This window comes from Promicromonospora sp. NPDC057488 (assembly GCF_042802395.1).
Classification (GTDB): Bacteria; Actinomycetota; Actinomycetes; order Actinomycetales; family Cellulomonadaceae; genus Promicromonospora.
Genome location: NZ_JBHVEG010000010.1, coordinates 51,344 through 70,833, shown reverse-complemented (window position 1 = coordinate 70,833; position 19,490 = coordinate 51,344). Strand labels below are relative to the sequence as shown.

The 19,490-nt window shown below is 72.4% G+C and carries 18 protein-coding genes; 7 read left to right on the top strand and 11 right to left on the bottom strand.

Annotated elements, in window-relative coordinates:
- Window positions 1-49: 49 nt before the first annotated feature.
- The 7 genes from ACFU5G_RS03895 to ACFU5G_RS03865 all read right to left on the bottom strand — a co-directional run bounded on the left by ACFU5G_RS03895 (window position 50) and on the right by ACFU5G_RS03865 (window position 7,040).
- Window positions 50-1,402, bottom strand: a complete 1,353-nt coding sequence (locus ACFU5G_RS03895; RefSeq protein WP_377240974.1) for an ABC transporter substrate-binding protein — start codon at window positions 1,400-1,402, stop codon at window positions 50-52.
- Window positions 1,403-1,465: 63 nt separating this feature from the next.
- Window positions 1,466-2,329 (bottom strand): carbohydrate ABC transporter permease, encoded by an 864-nt coding sequence (locus tag ACFU5G_RS03890; RefSeq protein WP_377240972.1) that lies wholly within the window; start codon window positions 2,327-2,329, stop codon window positions 1,466-1,468.
- Window positions 2,329-3,222: a carbohydrate ABC transporter permease gene (locus ACFU5G_RS03885; protein WP_377240970.1), complete on the bottom strand. Its 894-nt coding sequence runs from the start codon at window positions 3,220-3,222 to the stop codon at window positions 2,329-2,331. Before ACFU5G_RS03885 ends, ACFU5G_RS03890 begins: the two co-directional genes overlap by 1 nt.
- A gap of 265 nt (window positions 3,223-3,487) precedes the next feature.
- Entirely contained in the window at window positions 3,488-4,489 is a 1,002-nt protein-coding gene (locus ACFU5G_RS03880) for a LacI family DNA-binding transcriptional regulator (protein WP_377240978.1), read from the bottom strand.
- A gap of 46 nt (window positions 4,490-4,535) precedes the next feature.
- The gene (gene proC, locus ACFU5G_RS03875) at window positions 4,536-5,339 is read right to left on the bottom strand and encodes a pyrroline-5-carboxylate reductase (RefSeq protein WP_377240968.1); all 804 of its coding nucleotides are present in this window, start codon (window positions 5,337-5,339) and stop codon (window positions 4,536-4,538) included.
- A gap of 37 nt (window positions 5,340-5,376) precedes the next feature.
- The gene (locus tag ACFU5G_RS03870) at window positions 5,377-6,030 is read right to left on the bottom strand and encodes a hypothetical protein (protein WP_377240966.1); all 654 of its coding nucleotides are present in this window, start codon (window positions 6,028-6,030) and stop codon (window positions 5,377-5,379) included.
- A 116-nt stretch (window positions 6,031-6,146) separates the two neighbouring features.
- On the bottom strand, window positions 6,147-7,040 hold the full coding sequence (locus ACFU5G_RS03865; RefSeq protein ID WP_377240964.1) for a phosphatase PAP2 family protein: 894 nt from the start codon (window positions 7,038-7,040) through the stop codon (window positions 6,147-6,149).
- A 102-nt stretch (window positions 7,041-7,142) separates the two neighbouring features.
- Between ACFU5G_RS03865 and radA the strand changes: the two genes are divergently transcribed.
- Both radA and disA read left to right on the top strand, forming a co-directional pair.
- The gene (radA, locus tag ACFU5G_RS03860; protein ID WP_377240962.1) at window positions 7,143-8,576 is read left to right on the top strand and encodes a DNA repair protein RadA; all 1,434 of its coding nucleotides are present in this window, start codon (window positions 7,143-7,145) and stop codon (window positions 8,574-8,576) included.
- Window positions 8,577-8,629: 53 nt separating this feature from the next.
- On the top strand, window positions 8,630-9,712 hold the full coding sequence (disA, locus tag ACFU5G_RS03855) for a DNA integrity scanning diadenylate cyclase DisA (RefSeq protein WP_377240960.1): 1,083 nt from the start codon (window positions 8,630-8,632) through the stop codon (window positions 9,710-9,712).
- 96 nt (window positions 9,713-9,808) lie between these two features.
- On the opposite strand, the gene ACFU5G_RS03850 is transcribed toward disA, so the two are convergent.
- On the bottom strand, window positions 9,809-10,633 hold the full coding sequence (locus ACFU5G_RS03850) for a hypothetical protein (RefSeq protein ID WP_377240958.1): 825 nt from the start codon (window positions 10,631-10,633) through the stop codon (window positions 9,809-9,811).
- 284 nt (window positions 10,634-10,917) lie between these two features.
- Between ACFU5G_RS03850 and ACFU5G_RS03845 the strand changes: the two genes are divergently transcribed.
- Window positions 10,918-11,814, top strand: a complete 897-nt coding sequence (locus tag ACFU5G_RS03845) for an A/G-specific adenine glycosylase (RefSeq protein WP_377240956.1) — start codon at window positions 10,918-10,920, stop codon at window positions 11,812-11,814.
- Between the two features lie 26 nt (window positions 11,815-11,840).
- On the opposite strand, the gene ACFU5G_RS03840 is transcribed toward ACFU5G_RS03845, so the two are convergent.
- Window positions 11,841-12,371, bottom strand: coding sequence for an amino-acid N-acetyltransferase (locus ACFU5G_RS03840; protein WP_377240954.1), 531 nt, complete (start codon window positions 12,369-12,371; stop codon window positions 11,841-11,843).
- Between the two features lie 205 nt (window positions 12,372-12,576).
- On the opposite strand from ACFU5G_RS03840, the gene ACFU5G_RS03835 reads away from it, so the two are divergent.
- From ACFU5G_RS03835 to glpK, 3 genes are all read left to right on the top strand, one after another.
- The gene (locus ACFU5G_RS03835; protein ID WP_377240952.1) at window positions 12,577-14,322 is read left to right on the top strand and encodes an FAD-dependent oxidoreductase; all 1,746 of its coding nucleotides are present in this window, start codon (window positions 12,577-12,579) and stop codon (window positions 14,320-14,322) included.
- A 109-nt stretch (window positions 14,323-14,431) separates the two neighbouring features.
- Complete coding sequence (locus ACFU5G_RS03830; protein WP_377240950.1) at window positions 14,432-15,160, top strand: MIP/aquaporin family protein; 729 nt, start codon at window positions 14,432-14,434, stop codon at window positions 15,158-15,160.
- Between the two features lie 47 nt (window positions 15,161-15,207).
- On the top strand, window positions 15,208-16,722 hold the full coding sequence (gene glpK / locus ACFU5G_RS03825; protein ID WP_377240948.1) for a glycerol kinase GlpK: 1,515 nt from the start codon (window positions 15,208-15,210) through the stop codon (window positions 16,720-16,722).
- Between the two features lie 72 nt (window positions 16,723-16,794).
- Here glpK and ACFU5G_RS03820 read toward each other — a convergent pair whose 3' ends face one another.
- Both ACFU5G_RS03820 and ACFU5G_RS03815 read right to left on the bottom strand, forming a co-directional pair.
- Window positions 16,795-17,388: a TetR/AcrR family transcriptional regulator gene (locus ACFU5G_RS03820; protein ID WP_377240946.1), complete on the bottom strand. Its 594-nt coding sequence runs from the start codon at window positions 17,386-17,388 to the stop codon at window positions 16,795-16,797.
- A complete protein-coding gene (locus tag ACFU5G_RS03815) occupies window positions 17,372-18,079 on the bottom strand; it encodes a hypothetical protein (RefSeq protein ID WP_377240944.1) in 708 nt (235 codons plus the stop codon). Before ACFU5G_RS03815 ends, ACFU5G_RS03820 begins: the two co-directional genes overlap by 17 nt.
- A gap of 92 nt (window positions 18,080-18,171) precedes the next feature.
- Between ACFU5G_RS03815 and ACFU5G_RS03810 the strand changes: the two genes are divergently transcribed.
- Window positions 18,172-19,476 (top strand): alpha/beta fold hydrolase, encoded by a 1,305-nt coding sequence (locus ACFU5G_RS03810; RefSeq protein ID WP_377240942.1) that lies wholly within the window; start codon window positions 18,172-18,174, stop codon window positions 19,474-19,476.
- The last annotated feature ends 14 nt before the right edge of the window (window positions 19,477-19,490 follow it).

Sequence of the window (19,490 nt, the reverse complement as noted above, 5' to 3'; positions counted from 1 at the left end):
GGTCACCGGGGTGACCTGGGGGTCTGACACGTTCTCTCGGTGGGGCGGATCAGCCGCCGTTGACCGTGAAGCCCTGCTCCGTGCCGTACGACACGTTCTCCTCCTGCCAGGCGGCGAGACCGTCCGTCAGCGACGTCTTGTCGAGGTAGGACTGGCCCACGGTGTCCGCGAAGATGCTGTTCGCGTACGACTGCCAGGGCAGGTACTGCCAGCCCTCGTTGACGTCGGCCGCGCCCGCAGCGAGCACCTCGTTGATCTTCTGCCCGCCGAAGTACTCGGACTCGTAGCCCAGGAACTCAGGAGACTCCAGCTGCTTGACCGTGGCGGGGAAGCCGCCCGTCTCCATGAACGCCTCGATCGACTCGTCGCTCGAGTTGAGCCACTTCAGGAACCCGGCCGCGAGCAGCTTGTTCTCCGCCGCCCCGGGGATGGACTCCGCGCTGCCGCCGTTCTCGGCGTTGGTCGGGGTGCCGTCGTAGGTCGGCATCGGGGCCACGCGCCACTTGCCCTTGCCGTCCGGCACGCCGTCCTCGAGGATGCCGGGCATCCACGCGCCCAGCGCCACCGAGCCGATGGTGCCGTCGTTCAGGGCCTGGTACCACTCGTCGCTCCAGCCCGGGAGCTGGCAGAGCAGCTCGTCGTCGATCAGCGGCTGGTACATGTCGGCCCACTTGGTGCTGCCCTCGTCGGCCAGGTCGATGGTGACCTCGCCGTTCTCGGTGTGGAACGGCTTGCCGCCGGCCTGCCAGATCATGCTGGTGGTGAAGCCGGCGTCGCCGGTGTCGTTGCCGATGCAGGTCTCGGGGTCGTGCTGCTTGATCTTGGCCGCGGCCTCCTTGTACTCGTCCCAGGTGGTCGGCACCTCGACGCCCGCGGCGTCGAACACGTCCTGGTTGTAGAAGAACGCCATGGGGCCGGAGTCCTGGGGCAGGCCCCAGATGCCCTGCTGCGAGATCGCACCCCACGTGGACGGCGTGTACAGGTCCTCGAGGTCGGCGAACCCGAACGCGGTGAGGTCCACGAGCTGGCCGGGCAGCTGGAACTGCGGGATGGACTGGTACTCGATCTGCACCACGTCGGGAACGCCGGTCCCGGCGGCGATCGCGTTCTGCAGCTTGGTGTTGGCGTCGCCGGCGCCGACGGTGTCCACGAGGGTGACGTCGACGTTCGGGTACGCCTTCTCGAACGCCGCGACCTGCGTCTCGGCCTGCGGGGTCCACGTCCAGTACGACATGCTGCCGCCCTCCTGGAGCGCGGCCTCGATCTCGTCGGCGCTGGCACCCTCCGAGGCGCCGCCACCGCCGCCGTCGTCGCCCCCGCCGCCCGAACAGGCGGTGAGCGAGGCTGCCATCAGTGCGGCCAGGGCGCCGAGCGCGACCCGGCGGTTACGGGTGATGGTCATTGGTCTTCCTTCTTCCACATCGTTGTAGTTCAGGTCTCTCGACGTCGGCGGGGCCGACCTCACCTAAGCCTTGACGCTGCCCGCGCTCAGGCCGGACTGCCAGTACCGCTGGAGCACCAGGAACACCACCACGATCGGCACGATCGTCAGGAACGACCCGGTGATGACCAGGTTGAACACCGGCTGGGCGCCGATGCCCGAGGCATCCGCCAGCCACTGGTACAGACCCAGCACCAGCGGGTACAGGTCCGGGTCGTTGAGCATGATCAGCGGCAGGAAGTAGTTGTTCCAGGTGGCGACGATCGCGAACAGCGCCACCGTCACGATGCCCGGCGCCAGCAGGCGCAGCGAGATCGTGAAGAAGGTGCGCCACTCGCCCGAGCCGTCGACCCGGGCCGCCTCCAGGATCTCGGTGGGCACGGCCTCCGCCGAGAACACCCACATGAGGTAGAGCCCGAAGGGCGAGACGAGCGACGGCAGGATGACCGCCCACATCGTGTTGGTCAGGCCCCACTGGCTGAACAGCAGGAACGTCGGCACCGCGAGGGCCGTGCCGGGCACGGCGATCGCCCCGAGGATGACGGCGAACACCGCGTTGCGCCCGCGGAACCGGTACTTGGCCAGGCCGTACCCGGCGGCGGTCGCGAGGACCGTGGCGCCGCCGGCGCCCACGATCACGTAGACCAGCGTGTTGCCGAACCACTTGAGGAAGACGCCGTCGTCGCGCGTGAGCACCGCCTGCACGTTGTCGAAGAACGCGAAGTCGCCCGAGAACCACAGGCCGAACGAGCTGAGCAGCTCGGGCTGGGTCTTGGTGACGCTGAACAGCATCCAGGTCAGCGGGAGGATCGAGTAGATCAGCAGCGCGCCCAGCAGGACGGTCAGGGTGATCGACTTGCGCGGACGGTGGTACGAGTAGCCGGCCATCAGATCTCCCTCCGGGTCCCGCGGAGCTGCACCACGTACGCGACGATCGCGGTGACCACGCCCATCACGATCGCGACGGTTGCGGCATAGCTCACCTGGTTGCCCACGAAGCTCAGGTTGTAGGCGTAGATGTTCGGTGTGTAGTAGGTCGAGATCAGCGCCGGTTCGATCTGTTTCAGGACGATCGGCTCGGTGAAGAGCTGGAAGCTGCCGATGATCGAGAAGATCGTCGCGATCACCAGGGCCCCGCGGACGGCGGGGATCTTGATGGACCGCATGATGCGGAACTGGTTGGCGCCGTCGATGGCCGCCGCCTCGTAGATCTCGAGCGGCACCGTCCTGAGCGCCGCGTACAGGATCAGCATGTTGTAGCCCACGAACTGCCAGGTCACGATGTTGCCGATCGCGGTGAGGATCCACTGCTTGGTGTACGGGTCGATGAGCGCGAAGCCCACCAGGTCGTTCACGCTCCCGGTGAGACCCAGCCGGTCGTCGTACATGAAGCCCCACATCAGGACCGCGACGACGCCGGGCACGGCGTACGGCAGGAACAGCGCCACGCGGAAGAGCCTCTTGCCGTGCAGGCGGCCGCTGTCGATCGCGAGCGCGGCGATCAGGGCGACCGCCAGCATGATCGGCACCTGCACCACCAGGAACAGGCTGACCCGCCCCACGCCGTCCCAGAGCTTGGGGTCACCGAAGGCGGTCACGTAGTTGGCGAACCCCGCGAACGTCGTCCCGCCCATGAGCTGGTTGCGGAACAGGCTCAGGTACATCGAGTAGACCAGCGGGGTGATGAGCATCAGCGCGAACACCACCAGGAAGGGCGTCACGAAGCTCCAGCCAGCCGCGGAGACGCGGCGGCTCGGTGGGCGGCGACCGGCCACGGTCACACCCCTTTCCCCGGACGGCGTCGTCCGGACTCTCCTGGACGGCAATGTCCTCGGATCACGCCGGACGACACTGCCCGGCGCCAAGAATGTGAACGTAAACATCCTTGTGCGCGGTGACTCTGCCACTGCCTCGCGGACGTGTCAACGCCCCCTCCGGCAACGTTCTCATAAAGGTATGCGGGGCCCCCGGGAGGGGTCAGGCGCCATGCACGACGGCGGCCAGGCGGGCTGCGCGCGGGCGATCAGGCGCGCGGGGTGACGCCGGTCAGGCGCGCGGGGCCGCGGCGCTCCTGCGCACCACCAGCTCAGGAGCGATCAGCTCGGCGGCAGGCTTGCCGCCGTCGACCGCCGCGAGCAGCAGCGCCACGCTGCGCCGGCCGAGGTCCACGAACGGCTGGCGCACGGTCGTGAGCGGCGGGATGAAGTGGCCCGAGCCGTCGACGTCGTCGAACCCGACCACCGAGACGTCGTCGGGCACGGAGACGCCGCACTCCCAGAACGCGCGCAGCAGGCCGAGCGCGAGCTGGTCGTTGGCGGCGAAGACCGCCGTGGGCCCGTCGCCGGACCGGACCCGCTGGGCCAGGTCGAGCCCCACCATGTAGCCGCGGTCCGCGGTCCAGCCGGCGATCACGGGCTCGGGCACGGGGATACGGTGCTCGGTGAGCACCGCGCGCCAGGACTCCTCGCGCTGGACGGCGTCCAGCCAGTCCTGCGGTCCGGCGACGTGCAGGATGCGCCGGTGCCCCAGCTCGATCAGGTGCTCGACGGCGAGCCGCGCCCCCGCCCGCTGGTCGACGGAGAGCGGGATGGTGGGCACGTCCGGCTGGAGCTCGCGGGCCGCGATGAGGACCACGGGCACGGGGGCCTGGAACGACTCCACGGCGTCGGCCACGTCGCTGTGCGGCGCGATCACCACGATGCCCTCGACCGCCTGGTCCATGAAGTGCTCGAGGGCGTTGTGCATGGTGGCGGTGTCGTACTGCCGCAGCGTCGCGACGCTGACGTACCAGCCCTGCTCCCGCGCGGCCTCCTCGACGGCGATCAGCGTGCTCGACGGGCCGAACAGCGGCGACCCGGTGGTCACCACGCCCACCGTGGCCGAGCGGGCCGTGACCAGGGCGCGCGCCGCGCTGTTGCGGCGGTAGCCGAGCTCCGCGATGGCCTCCAGCACCCGCTCCCGGGTGGCCGGGCGCACGCTGCGGTGGCCGTTCAGCACGCGCGAGACGGTCTGGTGGGACACGCCGGCGAGCGCGGCGACGTCGGCCATGGCCGGCGGCCGCGTCGTCGCGGGTCGAGAGATGGTCACGGGAGGATCATCCACCCAGCTGTTGCGCGCGGTCACGCGCGGCCGCGGCGGCACTCAGGAACGAGGCGCGCACGCCGCCTTCGTCCAGAGCGCGCAGGGCGGCCGCCGTGGTGCCACCGGGTGAGGTGACCTTCTCGCGGAGCACGACCGGGTGCTCCCCCGACTCGTCCATGAGGCGCGAGGCGCCGAGCAGGGTCTGGGTCGCGAGGCGGCGCGCGACGTCGCGCGTGAGGCCGAGCAGGACCCCGGCCTCGGCGAGCGCGTCGGCCACGTAGAAGACGTACGCCGGGCCGGAGCCGGAGATCGCCGAGACGGCGTCCAGGTCCTTCTCCGCGGCGCGGACCACCGCGCCGGTGCCGGCGAACAGGTGCTCGACCGCCGCCAGGTGGGCCTCCGTGGCGGCCGCGCCCGGCGCGATCGCCGTGATGCCCGCGCCGATGGCGGCGGGCGTGTTGGGCACGGTGCGGACCACCGCGACGCCGGCGGGCAGCCGCCGCTCGTAGAAGGCCGTCGGGTGGCCCGCCGCGACGGTGACGACCACGGCGTCCGGGTCGATCGCGGGCGCGACCTCGTCGAGCAGCGCGCCCACGTCCTTGGGCTTCACGCCCACGAGCACGATGCCCGCGCCGCGGACCGCCGCCACGTTGTCGCTGGTCGTGGCCACCTGGTAGGTCTCGCGGAGGTGCTGGGCCTTGGCCTCGGTACGCACGGTCGCCACCACGTCGGACGCGGCCCAGCCCGCCGAGAGCGCACCCGCGAGCACCGCCTCGCCCATGTTCCCGGCCCCGAGCACTGCAAGTCGCTGGTTCACCACACCATTGTCCCCCGGCGCGCGCGACCGCTCGCCGTCACAGGGGGAATGCGGTGTAGAAGTCCTCCATGCGGTCGGTCGGGCCGGTCGCCTGCAGCACGACCGTCCCGTTCTGCCACACGACCACGGTCTTGCCGCCCTTGGCCGGGACGAACGCGTACTGCCCGACGACCTTCTTGCCGACCTTGACGTCGCCGGTCCGCTCCGCCTCGCCGGCGGACGAGGTCCAGGCCGTGGCGGCGGTGGCCGCCTCGTCGTCCGAGGACCACTGCCCGGCGACGACCGCGACCTCGATCGCGTCGCCGTCGGAGTACTCGGCGTTCCAGGCCTCCAGCGCGCCCTCGCCCTTGGGCTCCTTGGCCTCGTCGAGCGAGCCGAGCGCGAGCTGCAGGACCGCCGACGGGAGGGCCTTCTGGAAGGCGGTCTCCTCGCCGCTGCGGTCCATCGCCTTGACGGTCGGGGTCGGCACCGGCGCCGTGACGGTCACGGTGGGCACGGGCTCCGGCGTCGCCTCGGCGCGCCAGAAGCCGGGCCACGCGAAGCCGGCCAGGAGCACCAGCGCGAGCAGCACGACGAGCACGCCCACGAACGCGACGAACCGACGGCGCCGGTACACGGCGGGCGATGCCTTCTTCGCGGTCACCGATGCTGTCGCGCCGGTGCGCGGTGAGTTCACGCGCTGGTCGGTCATGTCTGGCTCCCCCGTGCTCCGTCCACCGGATACGTCACGATGGCTCAGCTGAGACCCTATGTCGCGCCACTGACATCGGCAGGGAGGCACGCCCGGCGGGACAGGTGAGGGGCCGGCTACCGAGGCCGCGCCGCCGCCTGGCTCAGCGGGAGCAGCACCGCGAAGGCCGCCGTCGCGATCGCGACCGCCGCGAGGAGGCCGCCCGCGTAGGCCGTCAGCCCGGCGTCCCAGGGCAGCACGGCCCACAGGTGCCCCTCGGTCGCCGCGGCGGCCAGGGCCGACAGTCCGGCAGCCGGGACCGCCACCACACCGAGCGCGACCGTGACCAGCCGCGTCGGCACGTCGGCGCGGGCGAGCGGGTCGTCGTGCGGCCGGTCCGCCCACCCGGCCGGGGCGACGGCGCTCGCCAGCCCCACCCACAGCACCACCACGAGCACGGCCGCGACGACGTCGGACGGGCGGTGCCAGCGGTCCGCGATCGTCGCGAGGCCCATCGCGCAGGTCGTGGCGCAGCCAGCGAGCGCCGTCGCCGGCCGCCGGCGGCGGGGCACGACGAGCAGGAGCGCCGCCCAGGCGGCCGCGACCACGGTGACGTGGCCGCTGGGCAGGGTGTTGATGTCGCGGTTCCACTCCCCGACGAGGCCGGTGCGGTAGAGCACGCCGTCCTTGACCACCTGGGTGGTCAGGTTCGAGCCGAGCACGACGGTGGCGGCCATGGCCGTGGCCCCCCACCGCCGGCGCGCCAGCCCGACGCCGCACACCGCGAGGAAGCCGGTCACGAGCCACGGCGGCGAGCCGAGCAGCAGAACGGGCTCCACGGGCCGGTTGACGACGTCCTGGAACAGGTCGGCGGTGACGAACACGAGCTCCTCGACCCGCTGCCCGGGCCAGGTGGTGACCATCGCCCACCAGACCAGCCAGGTGCCCACTGCGGCGGCGAGGGCGACGACGGCAGCGGCCAGGCGGGCCCGCGCGCGGCCGGCGGGGCGGGCGGTCGCGGGGCGGGGCATGGTCGCAAACTACCTGCCGGGGGCGGCCCGCGAGGGCCGGTCACGGGGCTCGCGGGGGTGATCTTCGGGCCCGTGTCAGTGGTGCCACGTACGGTTCCCCTCGTGACCTCATCGACCTCCAAGAAGGCCCGGCCCGCGTACCGGTGCTCCGAGTGCGGCTGGACCACCGTCAAGTGGGTCGGCCGCTGCGGGGAGTGCCAGGAGTGGGGCACCGTGGTCGAGGACGGACCGGCCGCGACGGGCCCCCGCACGGCCGCCGTGTCCCCGGCGCGGGCGCCGGCGCGCCCCATCGCCGAGATCGACGTGGAGTCCGCGCGCGCCAACCCGACGGGCGTGGGCGAGTTCGACCGCGTCCTCGGCGGCGGCCTGGTGCCCGGCGCGGTGATCCTGCTGGCGGGCGAGCCGGGTGTGGGCAAGTCGACCCTCCTGCTCTCGGTCGCGAGCAACGTGGCCGACGGCGCGCTGGGCCCCGACGGGTTCGAGTCGCCCCGCACCGTGCTGTACGTGACGGGCGAGGAGTCGGCCGGCCAGGTGCGGCTGCGTGCCGAGCGGATCGGGGCGCTCTCGCCCACGCTGCTGCTCGCGTCCGAGACCGACCTGGGTACGGTGCTCGGCCACCTGGAGGCGAACCAGCCGGACATGCTCATCGTGGACTCGGTGCAGACCATCGCGTCCGCGCAGGTGGACGGGGCCCCGGGCGGCGTCTCGCAGGTCCGGGAGGTCGCGGCGGCTCTGATCGCCGTGGCCAAGGAGCGGCAGATCCCCACGATCCTCGTGGGACACGTGACCAAGGACGGCTCCGTGGCCGGCCCCCGCACGCTCGAGCACCTGGTGGACGTGGTCTGCCAGTTCGAGGGCGACCGGCACTCCCGCCTGCGCATGATCCGCGCGGTGAAGAACCGGTACGGCCCCACGGACGAGGTCGGCTGCTTCGACCTGTCGGAGGACGGGATCGTCGGGTTGCCCGACCCGTCCGGGCTGTTCCTGTCCCACGCGGGGTCGGGGGTCGCCGGCTCGTGCATCACGGTCACGCTGGAGGGGCGACGACCGCTCGCCGTCGAGGTGCAGGGCCTGGTGGCGCCGAGCCCGCTGAACAACCCGCGCCGCGCCACCAGCGGCGTGGACTCCAGCCGGCTGGCGATGATCCTCGCCGTGCTCCAGCGGCACGGCGGCCTGCGGCTCGCCGACCAGGACGTCTACGCCTCGACCGTCGGCGGCGTGCGGATCTCCGAGCCGGCGTCGGACCTCGCGGCCGCGCTGGCGCTGGTGTCCGCACGGACGGGCAAGCCGCTCCCGGGGGCCACCGTCGCCCTCGGCGAGGTGGGCCTGGCCGGCGACCTGCGCCCGGTCGCCGGGCTGGACCGGCGCCTGGGCGAGGCGGCCCGCCTGGGCTTCGCGCACGCCGTCGTGCCGCACGGGACCGGGGTCAAGGCGCCCGAGGGTCTCCAGCTCGTCGAGGCGGTGCACATCCGCGACGCGGTCGAGTGGGCCCAGGGCATAGGCCGCGCGGGCGACGGCGAGGCGTCCGGGAGATGACCGCTTCATGAAACGAACTACTTGTGACCCGGGGCACAGCGTAGGATTTCTTCGTGGCCACGACCTCCTCGCACACTGACGAGCTGCTCCGTGAGACCCTGGCCGCCGTCGCGCCCGGGACCGAACTCCGCGACGGACTCGAACGCATCCTGCGCGGCCGCACCGGCGCGCTCATCGTGCTCGGCCTCGACCCGGTCGTCGAGCAGATCTGCTCCGGCGGGTTCTCGCTCGACGTCGACTTCTCGGCCACCCGCCTGCGCGAGCTGTCCAAGATGGACGGCGCCGTGGTGCTCGACCGGCATGCCACCCGGATCCGCAAGGCCGCCGTGCAGCTGCTGCCCGACCCGACGATAGAGACCACCGAGTCCGGCACGCGCCACCGCACGGCCGAGCGCGTCGCCAAGCAGACCGGCTTCCCTGTCATCTCGGTGAGCCAGTCCATGCGCATCGTCGCCCTCTACGTGGGCGGCCAGCGCCACGTGCTGGAGGACTCGGACACGATCCTCGGCCGCGCCAACCAGGCGCTCGCCACGCTCGAGCGCTACCGCGCCCGCCTCGACGAGGTGTCCGGCACCCTGTCGGCGCTGGAGATCGAGGACTTGGTCACGGTCCGCGACGTCTGCTCCGTGGTGCAGCGCCTGGAGATGGTGGGGCGCATCTCGGACGAGATCGCGGGCTACGTGATCGAGCTCGGCGTGGACGGCCGGCTGCTGGCGCTGCAGCTCGACGAGCTGATCGGCGACGTCGGCTCGGACCGCGAGTTCGTGATCCGCGACTACGTGCTGAGCCGCAAGGACCGCGCGCTGACCGACGTGCAGGCCGAGCTGTCGGCGCTCACGTCCCAGGAGCTGCTCGACATGAGCCAGATCGGCCGGATCCTGGACCTGCCGGGCGGCGGGGACGCGCTCGACGCCGCCGTCGCGCCGCACGGCTACCGGCTCCTGTCCAAGGTGCCGCGCCTGCCGAACGCGACCATCGATCAGCTCGTGGGGCACTTCAGCAGCCTGCAGAAGCTCCTCGCCGCGAGCGTGGACGACCTCATGTCGGTCGACGGCGTGGGCGAGCAGCGCGCGCGGACCATCCGCGAGGGCCTGTCCCGGCTCGCCGAGTCCAGCATCCTCGAGCGGTACGTCTGACCCGAGGGGTACGTCTGACCCGAGGGGTACGTCTGACCCGAGGGGTACGCCCGGGAAGAGCGGTACGCCTGGGAAAGGCGCGCCGCGGGTGACGCCTCAGGACTCCTTGCCCGAGCCGTCCCCGGCGTCGGCGTCCTGATCGCCCTTCGCGTCGGCGTCGCCCTTCGCGTTCCCGTCCGACTGCTCGTCGGCGCCCGACTTCTCCCCGCCGCCCGACTCCCCGGCCTCCCCCGACCCGCTCGGGTTCGCCTCCGGCTCGTCCGACGCCTTCCCCGAGGGGTCGCCCGAAGGTTCCCCGGACGGGTCGGCGGACGACTCACCGGAGGACGACGGCGACGGCTGCGGCACCGTGTACGTCAGCCGCACCACGTCGCTGTTCGCGCCCTCGACGTCGGCGAGCGTGACCTGGGCCGTGTACTGGCCGGCCGTCAGCTTGGGCTGGCCGCCCGGGCAGTCGGGCGCCGAGCGGGAGTCGGACCAGCGCACGCTGGTGGTGTCGACGTCGCCCGGCCCGAGGAGCAGCAGGCGCTCCTCGTCCTGGTCGGCGCAGTCCGCGGACGACCAGGCCCGCTCCGCCGTCGGCTCGCCCACCTCGCCCTCGTAGACCGTGACGGCGAGGCTGCGCCGGGGCGCGTCGACCAGGCACTGCACCTGGCCGATGTTGCGCACCGACACGGTGAACCGGACCGGCACACCGGGCGTGACCGCCGTGCGGTCGGCCGCGAGGCCGACGTCGAGGTCCTCGGGGGCGCAGGGCGCGGCCGCCGCGTTCGGGTCCACGGGCTCGGGCGGCTCCACCTTTGCCGCGGCGATCGGCGGGTCCGTCCTGGGCCACGTCGCGGCGACCCCGATCCCGCCCAGCGCCAGCACCACGAGGACCGCGATCAGGCGTCCCCGCCGCCGTGGCCGGGGACCGGTCACGCCCCGCTCCGCCGCGACCCGACCCGTGGACCGCCCGGTCCGCTCCGGCGCACTGACCACCTGCTCGACCCCCTGAAAGCTGCTGGATGCCACGGCCTGACGTGCGACGACGGCCGTGCGGCACCAAAGTACGACGCCGCGCCCGGGCCGGGCCGCAGCCGCGCCGTCGAGTCGGTCACATGTCCTACTCCGCTCCTGCTTCGCACCCGCTCCGCCCTCGCTCCGGGTCCGGCACCCGGGGTGTGGTCGGCCCGGACACCGGCGGTGCGGCAGGATGAGTCCCCGTGACAACACTGGAGGCGACTCGACGTACGGAGGTGCGCTCCGGCGTCGTGCGGTGGTTCGACGGCGCCGCGCGCGACCTGCCCTGGCGCGCCCCGGACCGCACCGCGTGGGGTGTGCTGGTGAGCGAGGTGATGCTCCAGCAGACCCCCGTGGTCCGGGTGGAGCCCGCCTGGCACGCCTGGCTGGAGCAGTGGCCCACGCCCGCCGACCTCGCCGAGGCCCCGACTGCCGACGTGCTGCGCGCCTGGGGCCGGCTCGGCTACCCGCGCCGCGCGCTGCGGCTGCAGGAGTGCGCCCGCGCGATCGTCGAGCGGCACGACGGCGTGGTCCCGCGCACCGAGGCCGAGCTGCTCGCGCTGCCCGGGGTCGGCGAGTACACGGCGGCCGCGGTGCTCGCGTTCGCGTACGGGAAGCGGTCCGTCGTGGTCGACACGAACGTGCGGCGGGTACTGGCCCGCGCCGTCGGCGGGTCGGCGCTGCCGGCGCCGTCGTACACGGCCGCCGAGCGCGCCCTGGCGACCGCCCTGGCCCCGGAGGGCGACGCCGACGCCGCCCGCTGGGCCGCCGCCTCGATGGAGCTCGGCGCGCTGGTCTGCACGGCGAAGGCACCGAAGTGCGGCGCCTGCCCGGTCGCCGGGCTGTGCGCGTGGCGCCGGGCCGGGTCGCCCCCGGACGCGCACGCCGACAAGCGCCGCACCCAGGCCTGGGCGGGCACCGACCGGCAGGCGCGCGGCCGCGTGATGGCGGAGCTCCGGCAGGCGGACGAGCCCGTCGACCGTGCCCTGCTCGCGAGCCTGTGGCACGACCCGGCCCAGCTCGACCGCGCGATCGCCGGCCTGGTCGAGGACGGCCTCGCGGAACAGGACGACGCGGGCCGCCTCCACCTGCCGAAGTAGGGCAGGCGGGCCGGGGGCGGGCCGGGTCAGAGCTCCAGCAGCATCCGCGAGTTGCCCAGCGTGTTGGGCTTCACGCGCGCCAGGTCCAGGAACTCGGCCACGCCCTCGTCGTAGGAGCGCAGCAGCTCGGTGTACACCTCGGGCGTCACGGGCGTGCCGTCGATCTCCCGGAACCCGTGCGCGGCGAAGAAGTCCACCTCGAACGTCAGGCAGAACACCCGGCGCAGGCCCAGGGCCCGGGCCCGCTCGACCAGCGCCTCGAGCAGCGCGTGCCCCACGCGGCGGCCGCGCCACTCGCGGTGCACGGCCAGGGTGCGCACCTCCGCCAGGTCGTCCCACATCACGTGCAGCGCCCCGCAGCCCACGGCGTCGCCCCGCTCCGCGGCGGGGTCGGTCGCCACGAGGAACTCCTGGACCGCCTCGTAGTACCCGACCATCTCGTACGGGCGCAGGATGCGCTCCTGGCTGAGCGGCTCGACGAGGTCGCGGATGGTGCGCACGTCGGCGGGCAGGGCGGGGCGGATCACGGGCGCGGCCGGCGCCCCGGGTGTCGTCACGGCGACACACTACGGCGGGCCGCCGTAGCGGCGCCCGCCGCGTACGACAGGCGGTCGCCACCAACAATCACCCGCGGGCGTACACCGGCCTTCACCAGGGGAAACGAATGGCAAATCGGAAAGTGAGCGAGAGAACATCCCAACACACCCGCGCGGCGAGGGCAAAGGTCTTGCCAAGTCACGGAATGCGTGGTGAGTTTGGCGCATGGCATCAACTCGCCTGACCGCAGAAGCAAGGACCCAGGCTCTGGCTGCGCTCGAGGCCAGTGTCAGCCCCTCGGCCGAGCTGGACGTGCTGGTGATCGGCGGCGGGGTCACCGGTGCCGGCATCGCCCTCGACGCGGTCACCCGTGGCCTGTCGACCGCCGTCGTCGAGGCGCAGGACTGGGCGCAGGGCACCTCCAGCCGCAGCAGCAAGCTCGTCCACGGCGGCCTCCGTTATCTGCAGATGCTCGACTTCGAGCTGGTCCACGAGGCGCTCACCGAACGCGACCTCCTGCTCCGGGACCTCGCACCGCACCTGGTGCGACCGGTCCCGTTCCTGTATCCGCTGGAGCACCGCGTGTGGGAGCGTGCCTACGTGGGCGCCGGCATCGCGATGTACGACGTCCTCGCGACGCTCACTCCGGGTCGGCGGCCCATGCCGTTCCACCGGCACCTGAGCCGCAACCAGATGGAGGCCAAGTTCCCGGACCTGGCGCACGACGCCGCCGTCGGCGCCGTCCAGTACTGGGACGCCTCCGTCGACGACGCCCGGCTCGTGGCCACCCTGATCCGGACCGCCGCGAGCTACGGCGCGCACGCCGCGAGCCGCACCCAGGTGGTCAGCCTGACCCAGGGCGCGACGGGCGCGGTGAACGGCGCCGTGGTCGCGGACCTGGAGACGGGCAAGGAGATCACCGTCCGGGCGCGCGCGGTCATCAACGCGACCGGCGTCTGGACCGAGGACACCGAGGCCCTGGCCGGCTCGGAGGGCGGGCTGCGCGTGCTCGCCAGCAAGGGCGTCCACCTGATCGTGCCGCGGGAGCGCATCCGCGGGCACGCCGGGCTGATCCTGCAGACGGAGAAGTCCGTGCTGTTCGTCATCCCGTGGAGCCGGTACTGGATCATCGGGACCACGGACACGCACTGGAGCCTCGACCCCACGCACCCCGTGGCGACGAGCACCGACATCGACTACGTGCTCGACCATGCCAACGCGGTGCTCGCACATCCGCTCACCAGGGAAGACGTGATCGGCACGTACGCGGGCCTGCGCCCGCTGCTGCAGCCGGGCACCAAGGCCGGCACCAGCTCCGCGAAGGTCAGCCGCGAGCACACGGTCGCGTCGCCGACGCCGGGCCTGACCGTCGTCGCCGGCGGCAAGCTCACGACGTACCGGATCATGGCCAAGGACGCCGTCGACTTCGCGATCGGGCAGCGCGCCGCCGCGCTCCCCTCGATCACGCACCAGATCCCGCTCACCGGCGCCGTCGGCCTGCGGGCCGTGCAGCGCCAGGCGCGCACCTGGGGCAAGCGGTTCGGCTGGGCGCCCCCGATGCTGGACCACCTGCTGCACCGCTACGGCGCCAACCTCGCCGAGATCGTGGAGCTGTGCGACGCCGACCCGTCGCTCGCCAAGCCGCTGGAGCACGCGTCCGCCTACCTGCGCGCGGAGGTGCACTACGCGGTGAGCCACGAGGGCGCCCTGCACCTGGAGGACGTGCTCAGCCACCGCACCCGCCTGGTCTACGAGGTGCCGGACAGTGGCACGGCGGCCGCCGAGGAGATCGCCGCCGTCGTCGGCCCGCTGCTCGGGTGGGACGCGGCGGACGCCGAGCGCGAGGTCCACGCCTGGCAGGCGCGGATCGACGCGGAACGCCAGGCCGCGCAGGAGCCTGACGACGAGGGCGCCGAACGCGCGCGCCTGACCACACCGGACGTGGCGGCCATGCAGCCGCTCCGAAACTAAAGGGAAAGCGAAGGAACACACCTACTCACAAGCCGACGGGTCACCGTAGCGGGACCGCCGGGACTATCTCCGTACGCCGACAGAGCAGTCGGCAGAAAGCGAGTCAGCGATGAACGCATTCACGGACATCATGGTGCCGGAGTTCCTCGGCACGATGATCCTGCTCCTCGGCGGTGCCGGTGTCGTGGCCAACGCCATCCTCCCGAAGAACAAGGGCTTCAACGGCGGCTGGCTGATGATCAACTTCGGGTGGGGCCTCGCGGTGTTCGCGGGTGTCTTCGTGTCGCTGAAGTCCGGCGCGCACATCAACCCGGCCGTCACCCTCGGCATCCTGGCCAGCGGGGCCGAGGAGTTCGCCCCGGGGGTCGCCGCCGACTTCGGCAACATGCTCATCTACTGGGCCGCGCAGCTCTGCGGCGCCTTCGTGGGCGCGATCCTCGCGTACCTGGCGTACAAGCAGCACTTCGACCAGGACGCCGACCCGGCCGTGAAGCTGGGCGTGTTCTCCACGGGCCCGGCGATCCGCTCGTACACGTGGAACTTCGTCACCGAGGTCATCGGCACGTTCATGCTGGTCTTCGTCATCCTGTCGTTCGCCAACTGGCCCGGGGACATGGGGCCGCTGGCTGCTGCCCTCCTCGTGACCGGCATCGGTGCGAGCCTCGGTGGCCCGACGGGGTACGCGATCAACCCGGCACGTGACTTCGGCCCGCGGATCGCCCACTTCGTCCTCCCCATCCCGGGCAAGGGGTCGAGCGACTGGGCCTACTCGTGGGTCCCGGTTCTCGGCCCGCTGGTCGGCGGCGCGCTGGGCGGCCTGCTCGCCGCGTCGCTCTGAGCCGAACCCCCAGGCAGACCTCGACACAGACAAGGGAGTCAACTCCGATGGCTGACTACGTACTCGCGATCGACCAGGGCACCACGAGCACCCGGGCGATCGTGTTCAACCACGCCGGGACCATCGTGTCCAGCGGCCAGATCGAGCACGACCAGATCTTCCCCAAGGCCGGCTGGGTGGAGCACAAGCCGGACCAGATCTGGGACAACACCCGCCAGGTCGTGGGCCTCGCGCTGACCAAGGCGAACATCAACCACACCGACCTCGCCGCGGTGGGCATCACCAACCAGCGCGAGACCACGGTGGTGTGGGACAAGACGACGGGCAAGCCCGTCTACAACGCGATCGTCTGGCAGGACACGCGCACGCAGGCGATCGTCGACGAGCTCGCCGGCTCGGAGGGCGCGGAGAAGTACAAGGCGATCGTCGGACTGCCGCTCGCCACCTACTTCTCCGGCCCCAAGGTCAAGTGGATCCTGGACAACGTGGAGGGCGCCCGCGAGGCGGCCGACCGCGGCGACCTGCTGTTCGGCAACACGGACGCGTGGGTCCTGTGGAACATGACGGGCGGGGTCGACGGCGGTGTGCACGTCACCGACGTCACGAACGCGTCCCGCACCATGCTCATGGACCTGGACACCCTGTCCTGGCGCGAGGACATCGCGGCGGACATGACCATCCCGCTCTCCATGCTCCCCGAGATCCGCTCCTCCTCCGAGGTGTACGGCACCGGACGCCCCCGCGGCATGGTGCCCGGCGTGCCCATCGCCGGCATCCTCGGCGACCAGCAGGCGGCGACGTTCGGCCAGGCGTGCTTCGAGGTCGGTACCGCGAAGAACACGTACGGCACCGGCAACTTCATGCTGCTCAACACGGGCACGGAGAAGGTGCCGTCCGAGAACGGTCTGCTCACCACGGTCTGCTACAAGATCGGCGACAGCGCGCCGATCTACGCGCTGGAGGGCTCCATCGCCGTCACGGGCTCGCTGGTGCAGTGGCTCCGCGACAACCTGGGCCTGTTCACCGACGCCCCCGACGTCGAGTGGTACGCCCGCAAGGTCGAGGACAACGGCGGCGCGTACTTCGTGCCCGCCTTCTCCGGCCTGTTCGCGCCGTACTGGCGGCCCGACGCGCGGGGCGCGCTCGTGGGGCTCACCCGGTACGTCAACCGGAACCACATCGCGCGGGCCGCGCTGGAGGCCACGGCGTACCAGACCCGCGAGGTCATGGACGCCATGAAGGCGGACTCCGGCGTGGAGCTCACCGAGCTCAAGGTCGACGGCGGCATGGTCGCCAACGAGCTGCTCATGCAGTTCCAGGCCGACCAGCTCGGTGTCGACGTCGTGCGGCCCGTCGTCGCGGAGACCACCGCGCTCGGCGCGGCCTACGCGGCGGGCATCGCCGTCGGCTTCTGGAAGGGCGAGTCCGACGTCACCGCGAACTGGGCCGAGGACCGGCGCTGGACGCCGGACATGGACGAGAAGGAGCGCGACCGGCTCTACCGGAGCTGGAAGAAGGCCGTGACGAAGACCTTCGACTGGGTCGACGCCGACATCGGCTGACCGCACCACCCCTGTCAGACGCTCAGGTCACTCCCGTGACCTGGGCGTCTGACACGTTTCCGGGGCGGGCCGTCACGGCGCCAGGAACCGGCGCGCCGTGTCCACGAGCGTCTCCGTCTCGCCCTCCACCGTGAACCCCTCGTCGACCGCCACGCGACCCAGGAAGCCGTCGGTCAGGAGATACAGCCACGAGGTGATGCGGGCGGGCGTCAGGTCGGTCCGGATCTCGCCGGCCCGCTGGGCCCGCTCGACCCAGGGCCGGATCAGGTCCTGCTGGACGTTCGCGTCGTCGTCGAGCCGGGCCGCGACCTCCGGCAGGTGCATGACGCCGCCCACCGCGCGCACGAACCCGGGCATCCGGGGGTCCGCGGCGTCGTCGGCGCCCTGCCGCACGATGTCGAGGACGACGCCGAGGGCGTCCGTCCGGCCCGCGTACCGCGCCTCCGCCTCGCCGGCCTCCTGGGTGCCGAGCGTCAGGATCGCGAGCAGCACGTCCAGCTTGGTCGGGAAGTAGTGGAAGAACGTGCCCGACCCGATGCCGGCCTGCTTGCAGATGGCCGCGGTGGTGGTGCCGTCGTAGCCGCGCTCCGCGAGGACCGTGAGCGCGGCGTCGATGATCACCAGCCGGCGCGCCTCGTGCCGTTCGGGGTCAACGGTCCGTGCCACGCGCGCCCTCGGTCGTCGCCGTGCGGCGCACCTGGATCCGGTCGTCCCGGACGCGGGCCACCAGGCCGAGCGCGGCGAGGTCCTCGTCCGCCTGGCGGCGGGCGTCGGCGTCCTTGCGCTTCTCCAGCCGACGGCGGAGCGCCTCGTGCTCGGCGGCGGTGAACCCCGGGCGGCCGTCCACCCAGCGCTCGTAGTGCTGCTCGTGCGGGTCGGCGTCGTGCCAGGGCCAGCCGTGCCCGGTCAGCGCGTCGCGCACCTGCGCCGCCGACAGGGTGTCGGTGTCGAGGCGGGCGCGCAGGGCGCCGTCGGGCCGCAGGAGCACCAGGTCCGTCTTGTCGGGGAACGCCGCGCCGACGTCGGACCGCTCGATCCAGACCTCGCGCTCCTCCTGCCTGTGCTCGACGTGGTCGTCGGCGACGGAGAGCGCCGGCGCCTCCCCCACCGTCATGAAGGCGATGAAGCCGCCGCCCAGCAGGCCGAGCCCGCCCAGGATGCCGAGCGTCCAGGGCAGGGTCAGGGACTCGATCAGTGTGATCAGCCGCGGCACGGGCAGCGGTGTGGCGTCGATCAGTCCGGCCAGCCCGCCGGCCAGCGGCGCGGCGAACCAGCCGACCACGAGGCCGAGCGCGAGCACGCCCAGGCCGAGCACGACGGGGAGTGCGGGCGGCTGGCGTACCTCGGTGGTCGTCATGGCTCAATTATTAGAGCAGCCACTCCACTAATGCAATCAATATCGCGAACGCGGCGCTGCGGCGGCCCGGCGTGCGGTCGTAGGCTCGGCGCGTGCCCATCAGCTACACGCTTCCCGGTGTCCATGTCACCGACCACTCCGTCGACGTCCCGCTCGACTGGTCCCAGCCCGACGGGTCCCCCACGATCTCCGTGTTCGCGCGCGAGCTAGTGGACCCGACCCGCCGCACCGAGGACCTGCCGCTCCTCGTGTTCCTCCAGGGCGGCCCCGGTGGCAAAGGCCCCCGCCCCACCGGCCCGGACGGCTGGGTCGGCGCGGCCCTGAAGCGGTTCCGCGTCGTGCTGCTGGACCAGCGCGGGACCGGGCGGTCCACCGCCGTCCGGGCGGAGGCCCTGACCGCGATCGGCACGCCCGAGGAGCAGGCGGAGTACCTCGCGCACTTCCGCGCCGACAACATCGTGCGCGACGCCGAGCACGTCCGGAAGACGCTGTTCGACGGCCGGCGCTGGACCTCGCTCGGCCAGTCGTACGGCGGCTTCATCACGATGACGTACCTGTCGTTCGCCCCCGAGGGCCTGAACGCGAGCCTCGTGACCGGCGGCCTGCCGGGGCTGACGGCGTCGGCCCGGGAGGTCTACGAGCGCACCCAGCCGCGCGTGGTGGCCAAGAACGAGCGGTTCCGTGCGCGCTACCCGCACGTCACCAAGGCCCTGGGCCGCATCGCCGACCGCCTCTCGACCGGCGAGGTCACGGAGCCCGGCGGCGACGTCCTGACCACGCGGCGCTTCCAGACCCTCGGCATGGACTTCGGCATGCAGCCCGGGTTCGAGCGCGTGCACTGGATCGTCGACGAGGCGTTCGACTCCCTGCACGGCGGCCCGCTCAGCGACACGTTCCGCGCGACGGTCGCGGCCGAGACGTCCTTCGCGACCAACCCGCTGTACGCCCTGCTGCACGAGTCGATCTACGCCCAGTCCCACACGGGCCCCACCGCGTGGGCGGCCCAGTCCGTGCGCGACGCCGACCCGGCGTTCGGCGAGGACGCCCGGCCGCTGCTGCTGACCGGCGAGATGATCTACCCCTGGATGTTCTCCGAGATCAGCGCCCTGCGGCCGTTCGCGGCCGCCGCCGACGCCCTGGCGCAGCGGCAGGACTGGGGCGACCTGTACGACCTGCACCGGCTCGCGGACAACGAGATCCCGGTCGAGGCCGCCGTGTACTTCGACGACATGTTCGTCGACGCGTCCCTGTCGCTGGAGACGGCGGCGCACGTGGGCAACGTCGAGCCGTGGGTCACCAACGAGTTCGAGCACGACGGGCTGCGCCTCGGCGACGTCCTGCCCAAGCTCCTGGACCGGCTCGACGCGCGGGGCGGCCCGCTGACGTCGCCGAAGTAGCCGCTGGTCGATTA

Coding starts and splice junctions, on each gene's coding strand:
- ACFU5G_RS03895 (WP_377240974.1), bottom strand. CDS start 1,402: ATGACCATCACCCGTAACCGCCGGGTCGCGCTCGGCGCCCTGGCCGCA.
- ACFU5G_RS03890 (WP_377240972.1), bottom strand. CDS start 2,329: ATGGCCGGCTACTCGTACCACCGTCCGCGCAAGTCGATCACCCTGACC.
- ACFU5G_RS03880 (WP_377240978.1), bottom strand. CDS start 4,489: ATGGCCGACGTCGCCGCGCTCGCCGGCGTGTCCCACCAGACCGTCTCG.
- ACFU5G_RS03870 (WP_377240966.1), bottom strand. CDS start 6,030: ATGACCGACCAGCGCGTGAACTCACCGCGCACCGGCGCGACAGCATCG.
- ACFU5G_RS03865 (WP_377240964.1), bottom strand. CDS start 7,040: ATGCCCCGCCCCGCGACCGCCCGCCCCGCCGGCCGCGCGCGGGCCCGC.
- ACFU5G_RS03835 (WP_377240952.1), top strand. CDS start 12,577: ATGGCATCAACTCGCCTGACCGCAGAAGCAAGGACCCAGGCTCTGGCT.
- ACFU5G_RS03830 (WP_377240950.1), top strand. CDS start 14,432: ATGAACGCATTCACGGACATCATGGTGCCGGAGTTCCTCGGCACGATG.
- glpK (WP_377240948.1), top strand. CDS start 15,208: ATGGCTGACTACGTACTCGCGATCGACCAGGGCACCACGAGCACCCGG.
- ACFU5G_RS03815 (WP_377240944.1), bottom strand. CDS start 18,079: ATGACGACCACCGAGGTACGCCAGCCGCCCGCACTCCCCGTCGTGCTC.